Source organism: Pseudomonas sp. ASL4 (assembly GCF_056680395.1).
In genome coordinates, this window is sequence record NZ_CM155280.1 from 5,900,120 (window position 1) to 5,916,100 (window position 15,981).

16 protein-coding genes are annotated in these 15,981 nt (G+C 56.5%); 10 read left to right on the plus strand and 6 right to left on the minus strand.

The features are described 5' to 3' along the window. Positions 1–66 precede the first annotated feature (66 nt). Positions 67–735: a ribonuclease T2 family protein gene (locus AC1MEW_RS27005; RefSeq protein ID WP_201255266.1), complete on the minus strand. Its 669-nt coding sequence runs from the start codon at positions 733–735 to the stop codon at positions 67–69. Between the two features lie 160 nt (positions 736–895). Here AC1MEW_RS27005 and AC1MEW_RS27010 point away from each other — a divergent pair, with 160 nt between their 5' ends. Continuing rightward, positions 896–1,381: a hypothetical protein gene (locus AC1MEW_RS27010; protein ID WP_480424275.1), complete on the plus strand. Its 486-nt coding sequence runs from the start codon at positions 896–898 to the stop codon at positions 1,379–1,381. A 264-nt stretch (positions 1,382–1,645) separates the two neighbouring features. Here AC1MEW_RS27010 and AC1MEW_RS27015 read toward each other — a convergent pair whose 3' ends face one another. Together AC1MEW_RS27015 and AC1MEW_RS27020 are read right to left on the minus strand one after the other, a co-directional pair. Next, the gene (locus AC1MEW_RS27015; RefSeq protein ID WP_201192649.1) at positions 1,646–1,954 is read right to left on the minus strand and encodes a cupredoxin domain-containing protein; all 309 of its coding nucleotides are present in this window, start codon (positions 1,952–1,954) and stop codon (positions 1,646–1,648) included. Positions 1,955–1,968: 14 nt separating this feature from the next. Next, a complete protein-coding gene (locus AC1MEW_RS27020) occupies positions 1,969–2,940 on the minus strand; it encodes a metallophosphoesterase family protein (protein WP_201204289.1) in 972 nt (323 codons plus the stop codon). Between the two features lie 154 nt (positions 2,941–3,094). Here AC1MEW_RS27020 and AC1MEW_RS27025 point away from each other — a divergent pair, with 154 nt between their 5' ends. Both AC1MEW_RS27025 and AC1MEW_RS27030 read left to right on the plus strand, forming a co-directional pair. Continuing rightward, positions 3,095–3,607: a sigma-70 family RNA polymerase sigma factor gene (locus AC1MEW_RS27025; protein WP_201204290.1), complete on the plus strand. Its 513-nt coding sequence runs from the start codon at positions 3,095–3,097 to the stop codon at positions 3,605–3,607. Continuing rightward, positions 3,600–4,343 (plus strand): anti-sigma factor family protein, encoded by a 744-nt coding sequence (locus AC1MEW_RS27030; protein WP_201255269.1) that lies wholly within the window; start codon positions 3,600–3,602, stop codon positions 4,341–4,343. The genes AC1MEW_RS27025 and AC1MEW_RS27030 overlap by 8 nt, the downstream gene beginning before the upstream one ends. A 106-nt stretch (positions 4,344–4,449) precedes the next feature. Here AC1MEW_RS27030 and AC1MEW_RS27035 read toward each other — a convergent pair whose 3' ends face one another. After that, positions 4,450–6,183, minus strand: coding sequence for a L,D-transpeptidase family protein (locus tag AC1MEW_RS27035; protein ID WP_323570562.1), 1,734 nt, complete (start codon positions 6,181–6,183; stop codon positions 4,450–4,452). A gap of 77 nt (positions 6,184–6,260) precedes the next feature. On the opposite strand from AC1MEW_RS27035, the gene AC1MEW_RS27040 reads away from it, so the two are divergent. The 7 genes from AC1MEW_RS27040 (at position 6,261) to tal (ending at position 13,910) form a co-directional block, all read left to right on the plus strand. After that, entirely contained in the window at positions 6,261–6,953 is a 693-nt protein-coding gene (locus AC1MEW_RS27040; protein ID WP_201255271.1) for a murein L,D-transpeptidase catalytic domain family protein, read from the plus strand. A 291-nt stretch (positions 6,954–7,244) separates the two neighbouring features. Continuing rightward, positions 7,245–7,589: a DUF7079 family protein gene (locus AC1MEW_RS27045; protein ID WP_201255272.1), complete on the plus strand. Its 345-nt coding sequence runs from the start codon at positions 7,245–7,247 to the stop codon at positions 7,587–7,589. Between the two features lie 49 nt (positions 7,590–7,638). After that, positions 7,639–7,926 (plus strand): hypothetical protein, encoded by a 288-nt coding sequence (locus AC1MEW_RS27050; RefSeq protein WP_201255273.1) that lies wholly within the window; start codon positions 7,639–7,641, stop codon positions 7,924–7,926. Positions 7,927–8,157: 231 nt separating this feature from the next. Beyond that, on the plus strand, positions 8,158–9,306 hold the full coding sequence (gene yiaY / locus AC1MEW_RS27055) for an L-threonine dehydrogenase (RefSeq protein ID WP_322267885.1): 1,149 nt from the start codon (positions 8,158–8,160) through the stop codon (positions 9,304–9,306). 376 nt (positions 9,307–9,682) lie between these two features. Next, the gene (gene dusA, locus AC1MEW_RS27060) at positions 9,683–10,678 is read left to right on the plus strand and encodes a tRNA dihydrouridine(20/20a) synthase DusA (protein ID WP_480424279.1); all 996 of its coding nucleotides are present in this window, start codon (positions 9,683–9,685) and stop codon (positions 10,676–10,678) included. Positions 10,679–10,910: 232 nt separating this feature from the next. Then, positions 10,911–12,488, plus strand: a complete 1,578-nt coding sequence (locus AC1MEW_RS27065; protein WP_201257043.1) for an SNIPE associated domain-containing protein — start codon at positions 10,911–10,913, stop codon at positions 12,486–12,488. A 495-nt stretch (positions 12,489–12,983) separates the two neighbouring features. Further along, positions 12,984–13,910 (plus strand): transaldolase, encoded by a 927-nt coding sequence (gene tal, locus AC1MEW_RS27070; protein ID WP_169370732.1) that lies wholly within the window; start codon positions 12,984–12,986, stop codon positions 13,908–13,910. A 246-nt stretch (positions 13,911–14,156) separates the two neighbouring features. On the opposite strand, the gene rssC is transcribed toward tal, so the two are convergent. Both rssC and rssB read right to left on the minus strand, forming a co-directional pair. Then, entirely contained in the window at positions 14,157–14,639 is a 483-nt protein-coding gene (gene rssC / locus AC1MEW_RS27075; RefSeq protein WP_123403442.1) for an anti-sigma factor antagonist RssC, read from the minus strand. Beyond that, complete coding sequence (gene rssB, locus AC1MEW_RS27080; RefSeq protein ID WP_201192762.1) at positions 14,639–15,820, minus strand: two-component system response regulator RssB; 1,182 nt, start codon at positions 15,818–15,820, stop codon at positions 14,639–14,641. Before rssB ends, rssC begins: the two co-directional genes overlap by 1 nt. Between the last annotated feature and the right edge of the window lie 161 nt (positions 15,821–15,981).

Below are 15,981 nucleotides of genomic sequence, written 5' to 3' on the forward strand. Positions count from 1 at the left end.
TTGCCTGGTCGTCCGCTATCGCGAGCAAGCTCGCTCCCACAAGTTCTGCGTTTTAACTCACCGATTTCAGCGCGACGGTGGCACCCGAATATCGCCGTCACGACACGAGGTCTTCACACCTTTCCCGCACGCGCCAAACCCCAGGTCCTTGCCCAGGCATACCCGCACTTCCGACAACTGCGGGCCATTGCAGATCACCGCGATACCGTTCGCGGCAATCCCGGGATTGCTTTGACGGAACAGGTCGATGATTTCCTGGGCCTGGAAGTAATGGGTGGTGGTGCTGAAGGGTTGCAACTGCTCAGGGATTTTCACCGCACCGACGGCCTTGTCCGCCACGTCCAGATAACCCGAGGCGCCGAGACCACTGCAAGTGCCGTGCTTGGACCATTCATGCTCAAGCAACTTGGGCGTCGGGAACAGCGTCAGCCCCTGCTTCTGCTCGGCCGGCGACAACGCCACCATCGGCGGGCACGACTCCGGCCAGCCACCCTTGGCGTATTGCGGCCAGAGGCCGTGAAGCACAAAGCCGTAGCCTTTGCCGGAGCATTGCGTGTCGTCTTTGTGAGTCAGGCAGAACGTCGGCGACCAGGACAGCGTCAGCAAGTAGTAATCGAACACCCCCGCCACCGACTCGGTCGGGGCTTTGCCTTGGTGTGATTGCCGAGCCGAACTCAGGCCGATGTTGCCGAAAGTAATCGCAAGGATTGCGATGGCTGCGTAAAGCTTCTTCATATACCCACTCCTTGGGGACAGTGACAGATTTGATGCCTGACCGAAGAACGGCCAACGGATGGTTTTTGTCACGCTTGTGTTGCAAGCGCATGACGCAGGGCAAAACGTGCATTACCTTGAAAGGGCTACGATCACACTTACATCACGACAGGGAACCGAAATGAGTAAGGCAGACGAGCTCGCCGCAAAACTGAAAGAAAGCCGACTAACCAGCTCGGATGCGAGCACCAGCACCGATCAGGCGATCGACAGTTGGCCCAGCCAAGTTTATGCAATGTATCACCAGATCGAAGCCTGGCTGAAGCCGCTGCTGGAGGCCGGCCTGAGCATCCGCCGAAACCCCACTCATGTCTTCGAGCGTCACCCCGACGGCGCGACCTACGCCTACGCCATCGACCAACTGGTGATCGAAGGCAATCACCACCAGATCACCCTCGTCCCGATCGTGCGCTTCACCGCTGACGGCGCAGGGCGTGTCGAGATTCACCTCAAAGGCAAAGAAATCCCCCTGCTGCGAACTGTAAACGAACACGGCGAAACGCAGTGGTGGTTGCAGTCGATCGAGCAATCCGGGCAACAACCGGACGCAGTGGCGCTGACGGAAGTGAATCTGCTGTCGGTGATACAGGAGGGACTGGACCTCTGATCCCCTGCACTTCCCCTTGTGGGAGCGAGCTTGCTCACGAAGAGGCCTTCACATCCGACATTGATGGCGACTGCCACGCTGCTTTCGCGAGCAGACTCACTCCCACGAGGCTGAGTGTCGACCACACGAAATCAACTGTGGGAGTGGGCTTGCTCACGAAAGCGGTTTGTCATTCACCAATGATGTCGACTGACAGGCCGCCTTCGCGAGCAAGCCCGCTCCCACAGTGATTCGGTGTTGATCAAAAAGCCCGGGGCCGCCCGTTTATTGGCTGACCACAATCTTCCCGATCATCTGCGGGTGCAGCACACAGAAATACTCAAACTCCCCCGGCGTGTTGAACACGTAGGAAAAGCTGTCATTGGTGTCCAGCGCTCCCGAGCGGAACACTTTGTGGGTTTCTGCCACGGTATGCGGGATCTGGTCGTCGTTAACCCACGTCACTTTGGTGCCCACCGCTACGGTCAAATCCTTGGGGCCGAACATGAATTCCTTGATATCGACCTTCACTTCCGCCGCCCACACCGGCATCGACAGCATCAGGCAAACCACAGCCAACAGTCGCGTTTTCATCTCAAAACCCTCCCCTAAACCAGTGTCGAATCGATCAGCGCCAGCGGGTGCTCGCCCTGTGTCGCTCGCACATCGGTGATCCCCAGATAGTTGCGCAATTGATCAGCCGCCACCGTCATCGGGCCCGGTGCGGGCGCAGTGCCTGGTGCGGGCTGCGGATAAGCCGTGCCGCGGGCGGTGTGGAAGGTGATGTTGCCCTCGACCTTCTGGATAACCTGATGAATATGCCCGTTCAATACCGTCACCGAACCGTACTTGCGCAGCATGGCAATCGCCTGATCGCCGTCCTCGGTGCCCCAGCCCCAGGGCTGATAAATCGTCCACAACGGAATATGGGTAAACACCACCACGGGCGTGCTGGTGGACACGGCGCGCAAATCATCGGCCAGCCACGCCAGTTGATCGGCGCCGAGGGTCGCTTCGTGGCCGGCCTGGAAGTTGAAGACATTCACCAGCGCGATGAAATGCACGCCGTGGTCATCGAAGCTGTACCAGCCATTGCCCTTGGTGCCCTTGCCGTAGCGCTCGAGGTAGAGCTTGCCGCCGCCCTCGTCGAGGGTGTCGTGCTCGCCCGGCACGTAGTGAATCGTGGACGGCAAGCCCTTGAGCAGTTGCGCGGCGGTATCGAACTCTTCCGGTTTCGACAGGTGGGTGATGTCGCCGGTGTGCAGGATCAGCGACGGCCGTTTCGGCAGCGCAATGACCTTGTCTATGGCCACCTGCAGGGTTTTCAGCGGTTCCGGGTTCGCCTCTTTGTTGAAGCCGATGTGCGAGTCGCTGATCTGCACAAAGTGGAACGTGCTCGCGGCCAGCGCTTTGGGGTCGGAGGCGTTGCCGGCCTCGTCCAGCGCAAAGGCCCGCGGAATGCCGCCGCTCAAGGCCCAGATCACGCCGGCGCCGGCCCACGCGGAGCACTTGAGCAGCGTCCTGCGGTCGGGGTTGAGCGGACCGTCGGTGCGCCGTTCGTATTTTGAGTGAATGTCCATCGGTATGCCCTCGCTGGCGGACTACAGTGATGTAGCTGACAGGAGATACAACCGAGCAAGGCGAGTCTTTATTCCGTGTCGGAAAATAAGTTTTTTTCCGGGAATAAATCGCCACGCAATACAGTTAAGGGGGGAGGACGGTTCGGAAACCACTATGAAGCGATTTGAGGAACTGTTTGCGCCCCACATGGACGCCGCCTACAACCTCGCGCGCTGGCTCACCGGCAACGACAGCGCCGCGCGCGATGTCGTGCAGGAAAGTGCCCTGCGCGCTTTCAGGTTCTTGCATCGCTTCGCCGACGGCAATTCCAAGGCCTGGTTCCTGACCATCGTGCGTAACGAAAGCTACACCTGGCTCAAAGCCTCCGCCGGCCACCGTTGGGTCGCCATCGGCGATGAGCTCCCCGAAGACGACGCGGCGTTGAGCCACAGCCAGACCCCGGAGCTGCTGGCCATTCATATGGAGAACGCGGCACTGGTCCAGCAAGCCCTGTGCGCTTTGCCAGCGATTTTTCGCGAGGTCATTGTTCTGAAGGAGCTCGAAGACATGCCCTACAAGGACATCGCCCTGGTGGTCGACATCCCCATCGGCACTGTCATGTCGAGACTGGCTCGCGCCCGCGCCATGCTCAAACTTGAACTATTGAAGTTGCATAGCCATGACTGACCTCAACTGCACGGCTTGCCAGGTGCTGATCCATGGCTACCTGGACAAGGAACTGGATCCGACAACGACTGCGAAAGTAGCCGGGCATTTGGCCGAGTGTGCCGAGTGCACGCGGTTGCATGATCAGGCGAGGTTGTTGACGGTCAGTGTGAAACGGCATGCACCGTATTACTCGGCACCGGCGTCATTGACCGCCAGCGTGTTTGCTCCTGTAGTGCCACGGACCAGCACCGTCGAACGCTGGCGAAATTGGTTCGCGCCAGCCTTTTCAGCAGCGGCGCTGGCCTTGGCGCTGGTGCTTTATGTGGCAACGCCTGGCAGCGAACAACCGTTGATGGACGAAGCCGTCTCCAGCCATGTGCGGTCATTGATGGGTGAGCATTTGAACGATGTGGTGTCTTCCGACCGCCACACCGTGAAGCCCTGGTTCACCGGCAAACTCGATTTCTCGCCACCGGTGCTCGACTACTCGGCGCAGGGGTTTCCATTGCTGGGTGGGCGGCTGGACTATCTGCAACACCAGACCACGGCAGCGCTGAGTTATGGCCGGGCGAAGCACATCATCAATGTCTTCATCTTGCCGACGACTGAGAGCGACAAACCGCCGATAACCCAATCTATTCGCGGCTTCAATGTCGTGTCCTGGCAGGAGAATCACATGCGGTTTGTGATGGTGTCGGATGTGGAGAAAGGTGAGTTGGAAACACTCGGCCAGTTGCTCAGAAAGGGAGCCTGAAGGAACTGTTGACGTCGCCCGCGTAGGAGCTGCCGAAGGCTGCGATCTTTTGATCTTGATCTTAAAAACCAAAATCAAAAGATCGCAGCCTTCGGCAGCTCGGGATTTATGGCTTGGCTTGCCCGTTCGCCGCCTGCAAATCCAGCGCCGGCAACTTCGCAGGAAAATTCAGCGCCTTCAATACCGGATCATCGTAGCCATACACGTCCGGCTTAAACGCCACCCGTCCATTGTTGCCCATGTCCACCGTCCAATACGCCAACAGCACCGGCACTTTCACCGGCAGCCGGATGTTCTCGGTCTTCCCGTTGGCCAGTTGCTTTTGAATCCCGGCGCTGTTCCAGCGCACTGGATCGTTGAACAACAACTCCACCAGTTGCAACGGATTCTCCACTCGAATACAGCCCGAACTGGTGGCGCGGACATTCTTGGCAAACAGATCACGGTGCGGTGTGTCATGCAGGTAAATCGCATAGTCATTGGGGAAGCGGATGACCACCTGGCCCAATGAGTTTTCCGGCCCTGCATCCTGGCGCAAGGTGATGCCACGCGGGTTGCTCCAGTCGATGGTCGACGGATCGAGCATCTTCCCTTCCCGATCATACGGACGAATACGGTTGGCGCTGAGGTAGTTGGGGTTGCTCAAAATCTTCGGCAAGACGTCTTCTTTCAGAATCGTCGGCGGCACGGTCCAGGTGGGGTTGAACGTGACGTAGGTAATCTCGGCCTGAAAGATCGGCGTGCTGCGAAACGGTTTGCCGACCTGCACTCGGGATCGCCAGATCGGCTGGCCGTCGCGGTACAGCGCCACCTTATAGCCAGCAATATCGACAATCACGAACGTACCTTGCAGCTTATAAAGCAGCCAGCGCGCCCGCTCCATGTTGACCCGCACCTGGTCGATACGCGCCTGTACCGGCACGTTCAACGCGGCGAGGGTCGTCGCCCCGGCCACGCCGTCCGCCCCCAGGTATTGCTCGGTTTGATACTTCTTCACCGCCGCGATCACAGCACCATCGTAATCGGTGCGTTTGCCTTTTTGCGGTTCCAGATAACCACCTGCCACCAAGCGGGCACGCAACTGCCCGACGGCAGGATCGTCCATCCCCGGCGTAAGCTTCTGCCCGGCGGCAACCTTCGGCCAGCCGCCTCTGTCACGGACTTTGCGCAACTGCGCCAACGCCTCACGTAAACCGCCATACACCGCCTCTTGCGGCGGTGCCTGCGCGAAGGCGCGGGCGACATCATGGGTGTCCAGTGCGATGAAGAAGTTATTCACGTCGGCCCGGGGGTCGACGCCGGCAAGGTCAAAGTTCCAATGCATGTCCAACCGAGAAGGATCGACTTTGCCCCGGCGCAATTGCAGCAGTGCGGTGATGTAAGTGCGGGTCGCCGCGAGGTCGAAGGCAGCTTGCTGTGCAGGCGTTGGCGCCGTGTTCTGCATCGACGCCTGAGCCATGGCCAAATCATCGATACGGAAATCCGCAGGCTCCAGCCCATCGATCTGCGTGTCGTTGAGGCTTTTCAACAATTGGGCAACATCATCCGGGTTGGTCCAGGCTGCCCGAAATTGACGATGGGTGTAAAAATCCAGGACCACACGATTAACGTCTATCCGTTGATGCCGCGGGCGAGTCATCAGCGGCGGGAAGGCCGTGATCATCGGTTCCAGCACCGCGTGAATCTCTTGGGCGACGTTGTCGTCGGGTATCGCCTCGATCATGCTGATCGGTGCAGTTTCCGGCGCAATCGGCGAAGTTTCAGCGAACGCCCCGCCGCTGATCAGAAAGACCATAATAAAGGCATGGCTTATGACGAATAACCTTGAAAGTTGCCCCATGGATAATCCTTAATCTCCTGCATTAAGCACTTGGCGAAAGCGCTGCTAAACTCGAAATAACTTGATGAGACATCTCTATGGCGCTAACCCGCTTTGGCTTTCTATGCTCGGCCCTGCTGTTGGCGGTAACGTCAATACCAGCAGCGTACGCCGATTCTCTTGCCGCCGCCCTCGCCAAAGCGGCTCCTGGCGCTAACGCCAACGTCATAAACCTGGCCGTACGTGCCACGCAATGCCGCATTGCCAAAGGTGCAGCCCCGGCTCAACGACTCGCCGTTATCGACTACTCATTGCCTTCGACCGAACAACGCCTCTGGGTGTTCGATTTAAAGAAGCGAAAGTTGCTGTTTCATGAACTGGTGGCACACGGTCGCAACAGCGGCGAAAACATGGCCAGCGAGTTCTCCAATCAGAATGAAAGCAACGCCTCCAGCCTTGGCTTGTATCGGACTCAATCGAGTTATCTGGGGCACAACGGCTATTCGTTACGAATGGAAGGATTGGAGCCCGGGTTTAACGACAATGCGTTTGACCGGGCAATCGTGATTCATGGCGCTCCGTATGTCAGCCCTAAACTTGCGCGTATCAATGGCCGGATCGGTCGCAGCCTGGGATGCCCGGCGGTGCGGCCGGCGATTGCGCATCGGCTGATCGATTCGATGAAGGATGGGCAGTTGTTGTTTTCGTATTACCCGGATCAACGCTGGCTGACGAAGTCAGCAATTGTGAATTGCGGTGGTGCGACGGTGGCGGATGTCTCCAAACCGTAACCGCACATAAAAATGGGCGACCGCATTGGCTCGCCCTCCTCCATGCCTGAACCCGGCAAACTAACAAAACCGTAATCCCCGCCTCAGCCTGCTGAAAGGCAGCGCTCGCTAGCCTCCCCGTCAAGTGCTCTTCCCTGTGTCCAAGCTGCGGGTCAGGAACACACTCAAGGGCAGTATTGATTGCGGGGTTGGTGGCTTGGTTGGGGACGTTGAGTCCGGAGTTGGCCGACTAATCGTGTTTCATGACTCGTGCTATAGATATGCTGGAAGCGAACCAGAGGAGCATCGGCCTTGACCCCGGAAGAGAAAACCAACGTACGGATAGCGTTGGCAGATGCGTTTGTAGACAACCACGTCGACTATGCCTACATCGCCGAGCGCATTCGGCCTTACGACTTAAAGATTGTGGAAAACATCCTGTATTCAGAAGTAGCACCGGTGTGCTTCTGGAACCTGGAAACTCCCGTTCCACCTGTCTGGACGGGGTTTGAGGATGACTCGCTGCTGAGTGAGATCGACCAAGCGCTGAATGCCCGAGCGGCGAGTCGGGTTCGTCGTGCTGTCGATAAATTGAAGGTAGCTTGGTTGCGGTATAGCTATGGGTACATCTGGAAGGAAATTCTGAAACACGTATGACCGCACGGGCAATTACCTTGCCGGAAACTACCCCTACATGGGCTCAAGGATGAAAAAACTGATCGCTGTTGCCCTGCTGATTTTGTCAGGCATATTGAACATCGGGTACTACAACGCCCTTGAAGACGGAGACGTAGAAACCATCCCCTTCATAAAGAAACACCCCACTTTGCAAATCAAGTTCTACAACATCCACGCCAATGATGGCGAAATTCGAAAAGTGGAACGCCTGACGGAAGAGCAACGGAGGTGGATTATTGACTACTGCAAATATCGGTTGGGGATCGAGACGGATCTGAAGACTCAGAATGATGTGGATATGTGCAGTAAAAAATGAATTTTCTGTGCTGCGTTTGTAAACGCCACACAACCTTTGCACTCACTGCTCGCTCCGTCCGCTACAGAATTCGATCAGAGTCGCACCCTATCGAGCCATTACAACCAATGACCCCCTCTGCCCGGCCTAAAGGACTATTTAACCCTCACGCCTTCACTCCTAGGATGAATCCCTATTGATAAGTGCACCACCGGTCGCCCAGGCCAGTAACCACTAAAGTGAGGGCTAATTATGAGCAGCACGTTCTTCATCCCATCCGTAAACATGATGGGCATAGGCAGTCTTGATGAAGCCATGGACGCTATTCGCAAATATGGCTTTCGTCATGCACTAATCGTAACCGACGCCGGGCTGGCAAAAGCCGGGATCGCGGACAACGTCGCCAAACTGCTTTCAGCTCAGGACATCAACGCAACCATATTCGATGGTGCCAAGCCAAATCCGACTGTTGGCAACGTCGAAAAAGGTCTGGAGCAACTCAAGCTCAGCCGCGCAGACTTCATCATTTCCCTGGGTGGGGGCTCTCCCCATGACTGTGCCAAGGGCATTGCCTTGTGCGCCACCAATGGCGGACATATCAGTGACTACGAAGGTGTCGATCAATCTGCCAAGCCACAAATGCCACTGATTGCCATCAATACCACGGCGGGCACAGCCAGTGAGATGACCCGCTTTTGTATCATCACCGACGAAACCCGCCACGTGAAAATGGCCATCGTCGACCGTAACGTGACACCACTGTTGTCGGTTAACGATCCCTCATTGATGGCCGGCATGCCTAAAGGCCTGACCGCCGCCACCGGCATGGACGCCTTGACACACGCCATCGAAGCCTACGTTTCAACCGCGGCCACGCCAATTACCGATGCCTGCGCACTCAAGGCCGTGGAATTGATCTCTGCCAATCTGCGCAACGCGGTCACCGACGGCAGCAACATGCAGGCGCGGGAAAACATGGCCTACGCACAGTTTTTGGCCGGGATGGCGTTCAACAATGCCTCCCTTGGCTACGTGCACGCCATGGCACACCAACTGGGTGGGTTCTATGACCTGCCGCACGGTGTCTGCAACGCGATATTGCTGCCTCACGTCGAGAGCTTCAACGCCAGCGTTTGCCCGGCTCGCCTGAACGACGTAGCAAAGGCGATGGGGCTTGATACCCAACATCTTGACCACGAACAAGGCGCTGCGGTGGCCATCGCCGCCATCCGTAAATTGTCTTCGGATGTCGGCATTCCGAGTGGTTTGGCTGAATTGGGAGTCAAGGCAGATGACATTCCAACACTGGCGGCCAATGCCATGAAAGACGCGTGCGGCTTCACTAACCCTCGACCCGCAGAACAGGCGCAAATCGAGGAGATTTTCCACGCAGCCATGTGATTACGACGCAATGAACGCCAGGCAACTGACCGGGTACCAGGCGTTCAAATTCGATCCGAATTTCTTCAGGATCACCGACAACTCATTCGGGATGCATTGCTCTTTCGACCTGGTACCTCAACAATCTTCTCCAGCCAAAGCCATTGAGTAGTGGTCACCCCAGCCGTGTAAATGGGTATAACGTCGTGCCGAGTTCCTGTCCCGGAGACCTAAAACACTGGCGCCCCTCGGAATATCCCAATCCATCTAAAACCATCCAAAAAACCGGGACAGATTTATTTACGCCATGTTCTTCAGCACCCAAAACTCGCTTGAGCCCCACAACCCCAATCCTGATAAACTCCCGCCTTTCAGCCCTACCCACTTCAGACCCCTAATGCCCCCAATCGCCGCCGCACCCACCCCGCTCTCCCGCCGCTTCTCCGTCGCACCGATGATGGATTGGACCGATAGACATTGCCGCTTCTTCCTACGCCTACTATCCAAACACGCTCTTCTCTACACCGAGATGGTCACCACCGGCGCGCTGCTCAACGGCGATCACGACCGTTTCCTACGCCACAACGAAGCCGAACACCCGTTAGCCCTGCAACTCGGCGGCAGCGTCCCCCTCGACCTGGCCGCTTGCGCACGCATGGCTCAGGACCACGGCTACGACGAGGTAAACCTGAATGTCGGCTGCCCGAGTGATCGGGTGCAGAACAACATGATTGGCGCGGTGTTGATGGCGCATCCGCAGTTGGTGGCCGATTGTGTGAAGGCGATGCGCGATGCGGTGTCGATTCCGGTGACGGTGAAGCATCGGATCGGGATTAATGGGCGGGACAGTTACGAGCAGTTGTGTGATTTCGTCGGCACGGTTCGGGATGCCGGGTGCACGAGTTTTACGGTGCATGCGCGGATTGCGATTCTGGAGGGGTTATCGCCGAAGGAGAATCGGGACATTCCGCCGCTGCGCTATGACGTGGCGGCGCAGTTGAAGAAGGATTTCCCGGAGTTGGAGATTATTCTCAACGGCGGGATCAAGACGCTGGAGGCCTGTCACGAGCATTTGCAGACGTTTGACGGCGTGATGCTGGGCCGTGAGGCGTATCACAATCCTTATGTGATGGCTGAGGTGGATCAGCAGTTGTTCGGCAGTACGGCGCCAGTGATCACCCGGGCCGAGGCACTGGCGCAGTTGCGACCTTATATAGCCGCGCACATCGATGCAGGCGGTTCGATGCACCATATCACTCGGCATGTGCTCGGGCTGGGCACCGGTTTTCCGGGGGCGCGCAAGTTTCGGCAGTTGTTGTCGGTGGATATTCACAAGGCTAAAGAGCCTTTGGCATTGCTGGATCAGGCGGCGGAGTTGCTTGAGGGGCGTTGATCGCCAGCGACGACATGTTTGAAGAGGTTCATTTCACCTCAGCGTTGAATCGATTCAGACTCGAAATGGCTGAGACAGTGCTGAATAATTTGACCGTGGTAGCGTTAAGCGGCAGTCAGCTGCCGCGCTAATCGCTATGGAAAAATATGGCATCAGAATGAAGGTGGACAGAGTGATGGCTTAAGGATAGCGTCCGACCCCAACCACAATCGAACCATCTGTGAGGGATCACATGGAGCTATTGCTCATCATTTCTGCTGTTTGCATTCTTACCCTTTTGATTTTTCGGTTCAAAGCGGCAAGAACTATAGCCAAGCTGACAGTAGAGCTTCGACAGCGAGACGAGGTTATTTTTGGTCAAAACCAAGAAAAAACCGAACTCTTGAATCGAATCACGGCTTTATCAAAGTATCAAAACATTATTGACGCTGAAGGATGGGCGAAAAAACTCATTGCGGAAGCAGAAGCCGAATTGGCTAACGCTAAACAGGATGCCTCCCGAGAGCGCCAGGACGCGAATCAGGCTGCAAAGGCCAGAATTGCGCAATCCGAACGAAATCTGGAAGAGGCTCGCGCGACAGCCGACAGAATCATTGAGCAAGCAAATAAACGTGCTGAAGAAATTGCTGGCGATGCTTACACCGCCATGAGCCGAGCGAAGGAATTTGCGGATACCGCTCGAGCAATGAAGAACATCATCGAAGGTTACGGCGATGCCTACATCGTTCCTACCTACAACCTACTCGATGACCTCGCCGAGGAATTCTCATTTACCGAAGCAGGACAAAAACTCAAAGCCGCACGCGATGCGAGTCGAGGCATGGTCAAGGCTGGCAGAGCGGCTGCCTGCGATTATGCAGAAGCCAACCGCAAAGGCACGGCCATCCGCTTTGTGATCGATGCTTTCAATGGCAAAGTCGATTCGATCCTTTCAAGAAACAAGGCTGACAATCACGGAAAACTCGAGCAAGAAATCCGGGATGCATTTGCGATGGTCAATCACAACGGCACCGCCTTCAGAAACGCCCGAATTACCGAAGAATACCTGGCATCTCGCCTCGAAGAGCTTAAATGGGCCGCCACCACTCGAGCGCTGAAAGAACAGGAACGCGAGGAACAACGCCAATTGCGCGAACAAATTCGCGAAGAGGAAAAAGCTCGCCGAGAATTCGAACGTGCAATAAAAGACGCAGCCAAGGAAGAAGAAACCATCAAGAAAGCGATGGATAAAGTGCTGCAACAAGTCGCTACGGCCAATGATGCACAACGCGCCGAATACGAAGCCAAACTCCGAGAACTGGAATATAAGCTTCAGGTAGCCGAGGAGAAGAATCAGCGAGCACTTTCCATGGCTCAGCAAACGCGAGCAGGTCACGTATACGTCATTTCCAACGTCGGATCGTTCGGGGAAGAGGTATTCAAGATCGGCATGACTCGCCGCCTGGAACCGAAAGATCGAATCCGCGAACTAGGCGACGCCAGTGTTCCGTTTGAGTTTGATGTGCATGCAATGATTTTCAGCGATGATGCACCGGGCCTCGAAAAGACCTTGCATAGGCATTTCCTTCGTCGCCAGATGAACAAGGTTAACCCGCGTAAAGAGTTCTTCCGTCTGGAGCTTGCCGAAATCCGTACTGAGCTGGAAAGTCTGGGCGTTGAAACACTATGGACCATGACTGCTGAAGCCCACGAGTACCGCGAGACCATCCGGATCGAGCAACAAATCCGAGAAAATCCGGTTATTGAGCAGCAATGGACCCGACACCAGCTTGAACTTGAAGCCCAGGAAGAAATTGAAGAAGCTGTTTGAAGTCATTACCGACCTTGCATGCAAGGCCGGTACATTTTGAAGCGCTTGGCACTGGCGATAGCGTCTGGAGCTAGACTTTGAAGCCAGCTCCGCCATCCTTTCAAAACAAAAGCATTGAGACGATGGATGATGCTCATGGATGAAAGCGCGTTCGTGACGACAGATGCTGAGCGCAATATAGGAGAGCCCCTTTCGAATATGCTGATCCCCTAAGCACTACTGATCCCCCACGCAGGTGCCGAACGGGTAAACGATTTCCAACCCGCATGGCTTACGGCGTCTACTCCTTTACGACTTGCAAGTCTAATTCCCGCTAACCGTCAGCGGCGTTGAACCTGTGGTCTGATTTGGCATCGTATTTACCGATACCGCGCCCCGCCATTCAAACACCCGTTTCGCGGATGTTGCCGCTGGGGCCATTGATACGCACACACGCCCTTGAGTGGCTGTCAGCGCTCGGGTAATGTCATCAGACCCATAGGACAGAGCACGCCCATGACTTCCAAGCTGGAACAACTCAAACAAATCACTACCGTCGTTGCCGACACCGGCGACTTCGAAGCAATCGCTCGCGTAAAACCCGTGGACGCTACCACCAACCCTTCCCTGCTGCTCAAAGCGGCCGCCATTCCCGGTTATGCCGAGTTGCTGAACGCTTGCGTTCACGACTGCAAGGGCGATGTGGGCCTGGCGAGCGACCGTTTTGGCGTTGCGGTAGGTCAAGAAATTCTGAAAGTGGTCCCTGGCCGCATTTCCACTGAAGTGGACGCGCGCCTTTCGTTCGACACTGACGCCGTATTGAAGCGCGCGCACCGTCTGATCGAGCTGTACGACAAAGCCGGCATCGGCCGCGACCGCGTACTGATCAAGATCGCTTCCACCTGGGAAGGCATCCGTGCCGCCGAGATTCTGGAAAAGGAAGGCATTCAGACCAACCTGACCCTGCTGTTCTCCTTCGCTCAGGCTGCGGCGTGTGCTGATGCGGGTGTGTTCCTGATTTCGCCGTTCGTGGGTCGCATCTACGACTGGTACAAGAAGGCCAACGGCAACGACTACACCGGCGCGGATGATCCGGGTGTGCAGTCGGTGACGCGCATCTACAACTACTACAAGGCCAATGACTACAAAACCGTAGTGATGGGCGCGAGCTTCCGTAATCTGAATCAGATCGAGCAGTTGGCCGGTTGCGATCGCCTGACCATCAGCCCGGACCTGCTGGAGAAACTGGCAGCGGATAACGGCAAGCTGGAGCGCAAATTAGCGCCAGGGCATGCCGGGGAAGCGCGTTTGAACTTGAATGAAGCGCAGTTCCGTTGGTTGTCCAACGAAGACGCTATGGCGACCGAGAAACTGGCTGAGGGGATTCGTCAGTTTGCTCGGGATCAAGAGAAGCTTGAGGCGCTGCTGCAAGCCAAGCTGTGATCTAGTTCGAGGCAATGCAAAAAGGGCGAACCCTCACAGGTTCGCCCTTTTTTATGCGCTGGTGTTTGTGCGGCGTTGAGGCAAATGAGGACCTGTGGCGAGGGAGCTTGCTCCCGCTCGACTGCGCAGCATTCGTAATCCGGCTAACTGGGATTTGACTGACGTAACGAGGTGAATGGTTTTAAGACCGCTTCGCAGCCCAGCGGGAGCAAGCTCCCTCGCCACAGGCCAGCGGATGGCCGGGGATCAATGACGCTCTAAAGCATTCACCAGATCATGGAACGCTTCACGATTGGAGTCGTTGAGGCCCATGAGGATCTTGTGTGCTTCAAGCACTTTGATCCGTACGATTTCTTCGGACTGATCCTGGTCTGGCAGGTCGGTCAAGCACTCAGGGCACGGGATAGGGCGGTCAACGATGTTGAACACCTGCTCGAAGCCCATGGACTGCAGCAGACGGGTGATGTCTTCGTGGGTGGTGACGACGGTCGGCAGCAGGCCGACCTTCTGCCGCGACAGGATCGACAGTTTGGCCAACAGGCCCAACGTGGTGCTGTCGATGCTGCGGGTTTCGGTCAGGTCGATCACGATCGCGTTGAAGTTCAACGCCGTGAAGATCCGCTCAATAGTCGCATCCAACGCCGAACACAGGGTCAGGCGAACTTCACCGACGAACTTAAGGACGAAGGTGCCATCCTGCTCGGCGAACTGGATTCTACCGGTACTCATTAAAGATTCCTGCTCAACACCAATAGGGCGATATCATCCGGCATCTCCCCTAGCGTGGCCAATCCAAAAACCTGCCGCAGCCCATCCAGGGTGCCGCCCGCAGCCTTGACCCGTTGGGGCAACGCCGCTTCTTTCTCTTTGAGTGTAGGTTCTGGCAAAAGGTCCAGGATGCCATCAGACATCAGCGTCAAGCTGAACGTCGGTGGCAACTCCATCACGTGATCTTCGTAGGTGGCTTCGTTAAAGAGGCCCACCGGCAGACCACGCCCTTCCAGATAACGAACACTGTCTGGCGTGTACAACACAGGCAAGGGCAAATGACCGCCGATGCTATAGGTCAACAAACCTGTCTCCTCGTCGATGACACCACCGACCATTGTGACGTGTTTACCCAGCTTACAACTGATCAGGCCTCGGTTGATATGACCAAGGACCTCTGAAGGTTGGAATTCCGGCAATGTGCCATTGCGCTTGGATTCGAACAGCAAGCGCGTGGTCATGAATTTCAGCAGCACAGTAACGAAGGCTGAAGAGGCGCCATGACCGGAAACGTCCGCCAGGTAGAAGGCTACCCGACGTTCGTCGACCCGAAAGTAGTCGACGAAATCACCCGATAGGTACAGCGACGGGATGATCTGGTGAGCAAACTGAAACTCATCTATGGTCCAGGGACTGACCGGCAGCATGTTCATCTGCACCTGGCGACCGGCGTTCTGGTCTTCCTGGAGCAGGTTCAGGCTGGCTTCGAGCTCGCGGTTAGCCTTTTCGAGCTTGTCGCGGTAGCGCTGGTTTTCCAGCAGCAGGCGCGCACGATCCAGGGCCCGGCGCACAGAGTGCTCGAGCACAGCCAGATCTTCGAGAGGCTTGATCAGGTAGTCCGCCGCGCCCAGGCGCAGGGCCTCGACCGCATCGTTCATCACGCCGGCACCCGATACCACGATAACCGGGGTTTGAGGCGACAGCTCGGTGACCTGGCGAATGAGTTCGAGTCCGCCCATCTGCGGCATGCGCAGATCGCAGATGACCAAGTCGGGCTTGTCTTGCTCGAATACCTGAAGACCCTGCTGGCCATTGCTGGCTTGCAGGACACTGAAACCACTGTCTTCCAAATAGGCGGCGAGGCTCGCGCGCACTACTTCGTCATCATCGATTATCAGCAGCGTGGCACTGGTTTTTGGCATGTGGGCAAACGGCGCCAGAATTAGGTTGGCGTAGCAGGCAAGGGTTTTATCCCGGCTCGTACTACTGGATTCGCTTTCTAGCCTCTCTGTTGCACTGTTTTCGAGCGTTTGCCCTACACACAGGTCCACCAAAGGTGCCCTTCTAAGGCGCAGACGGTACT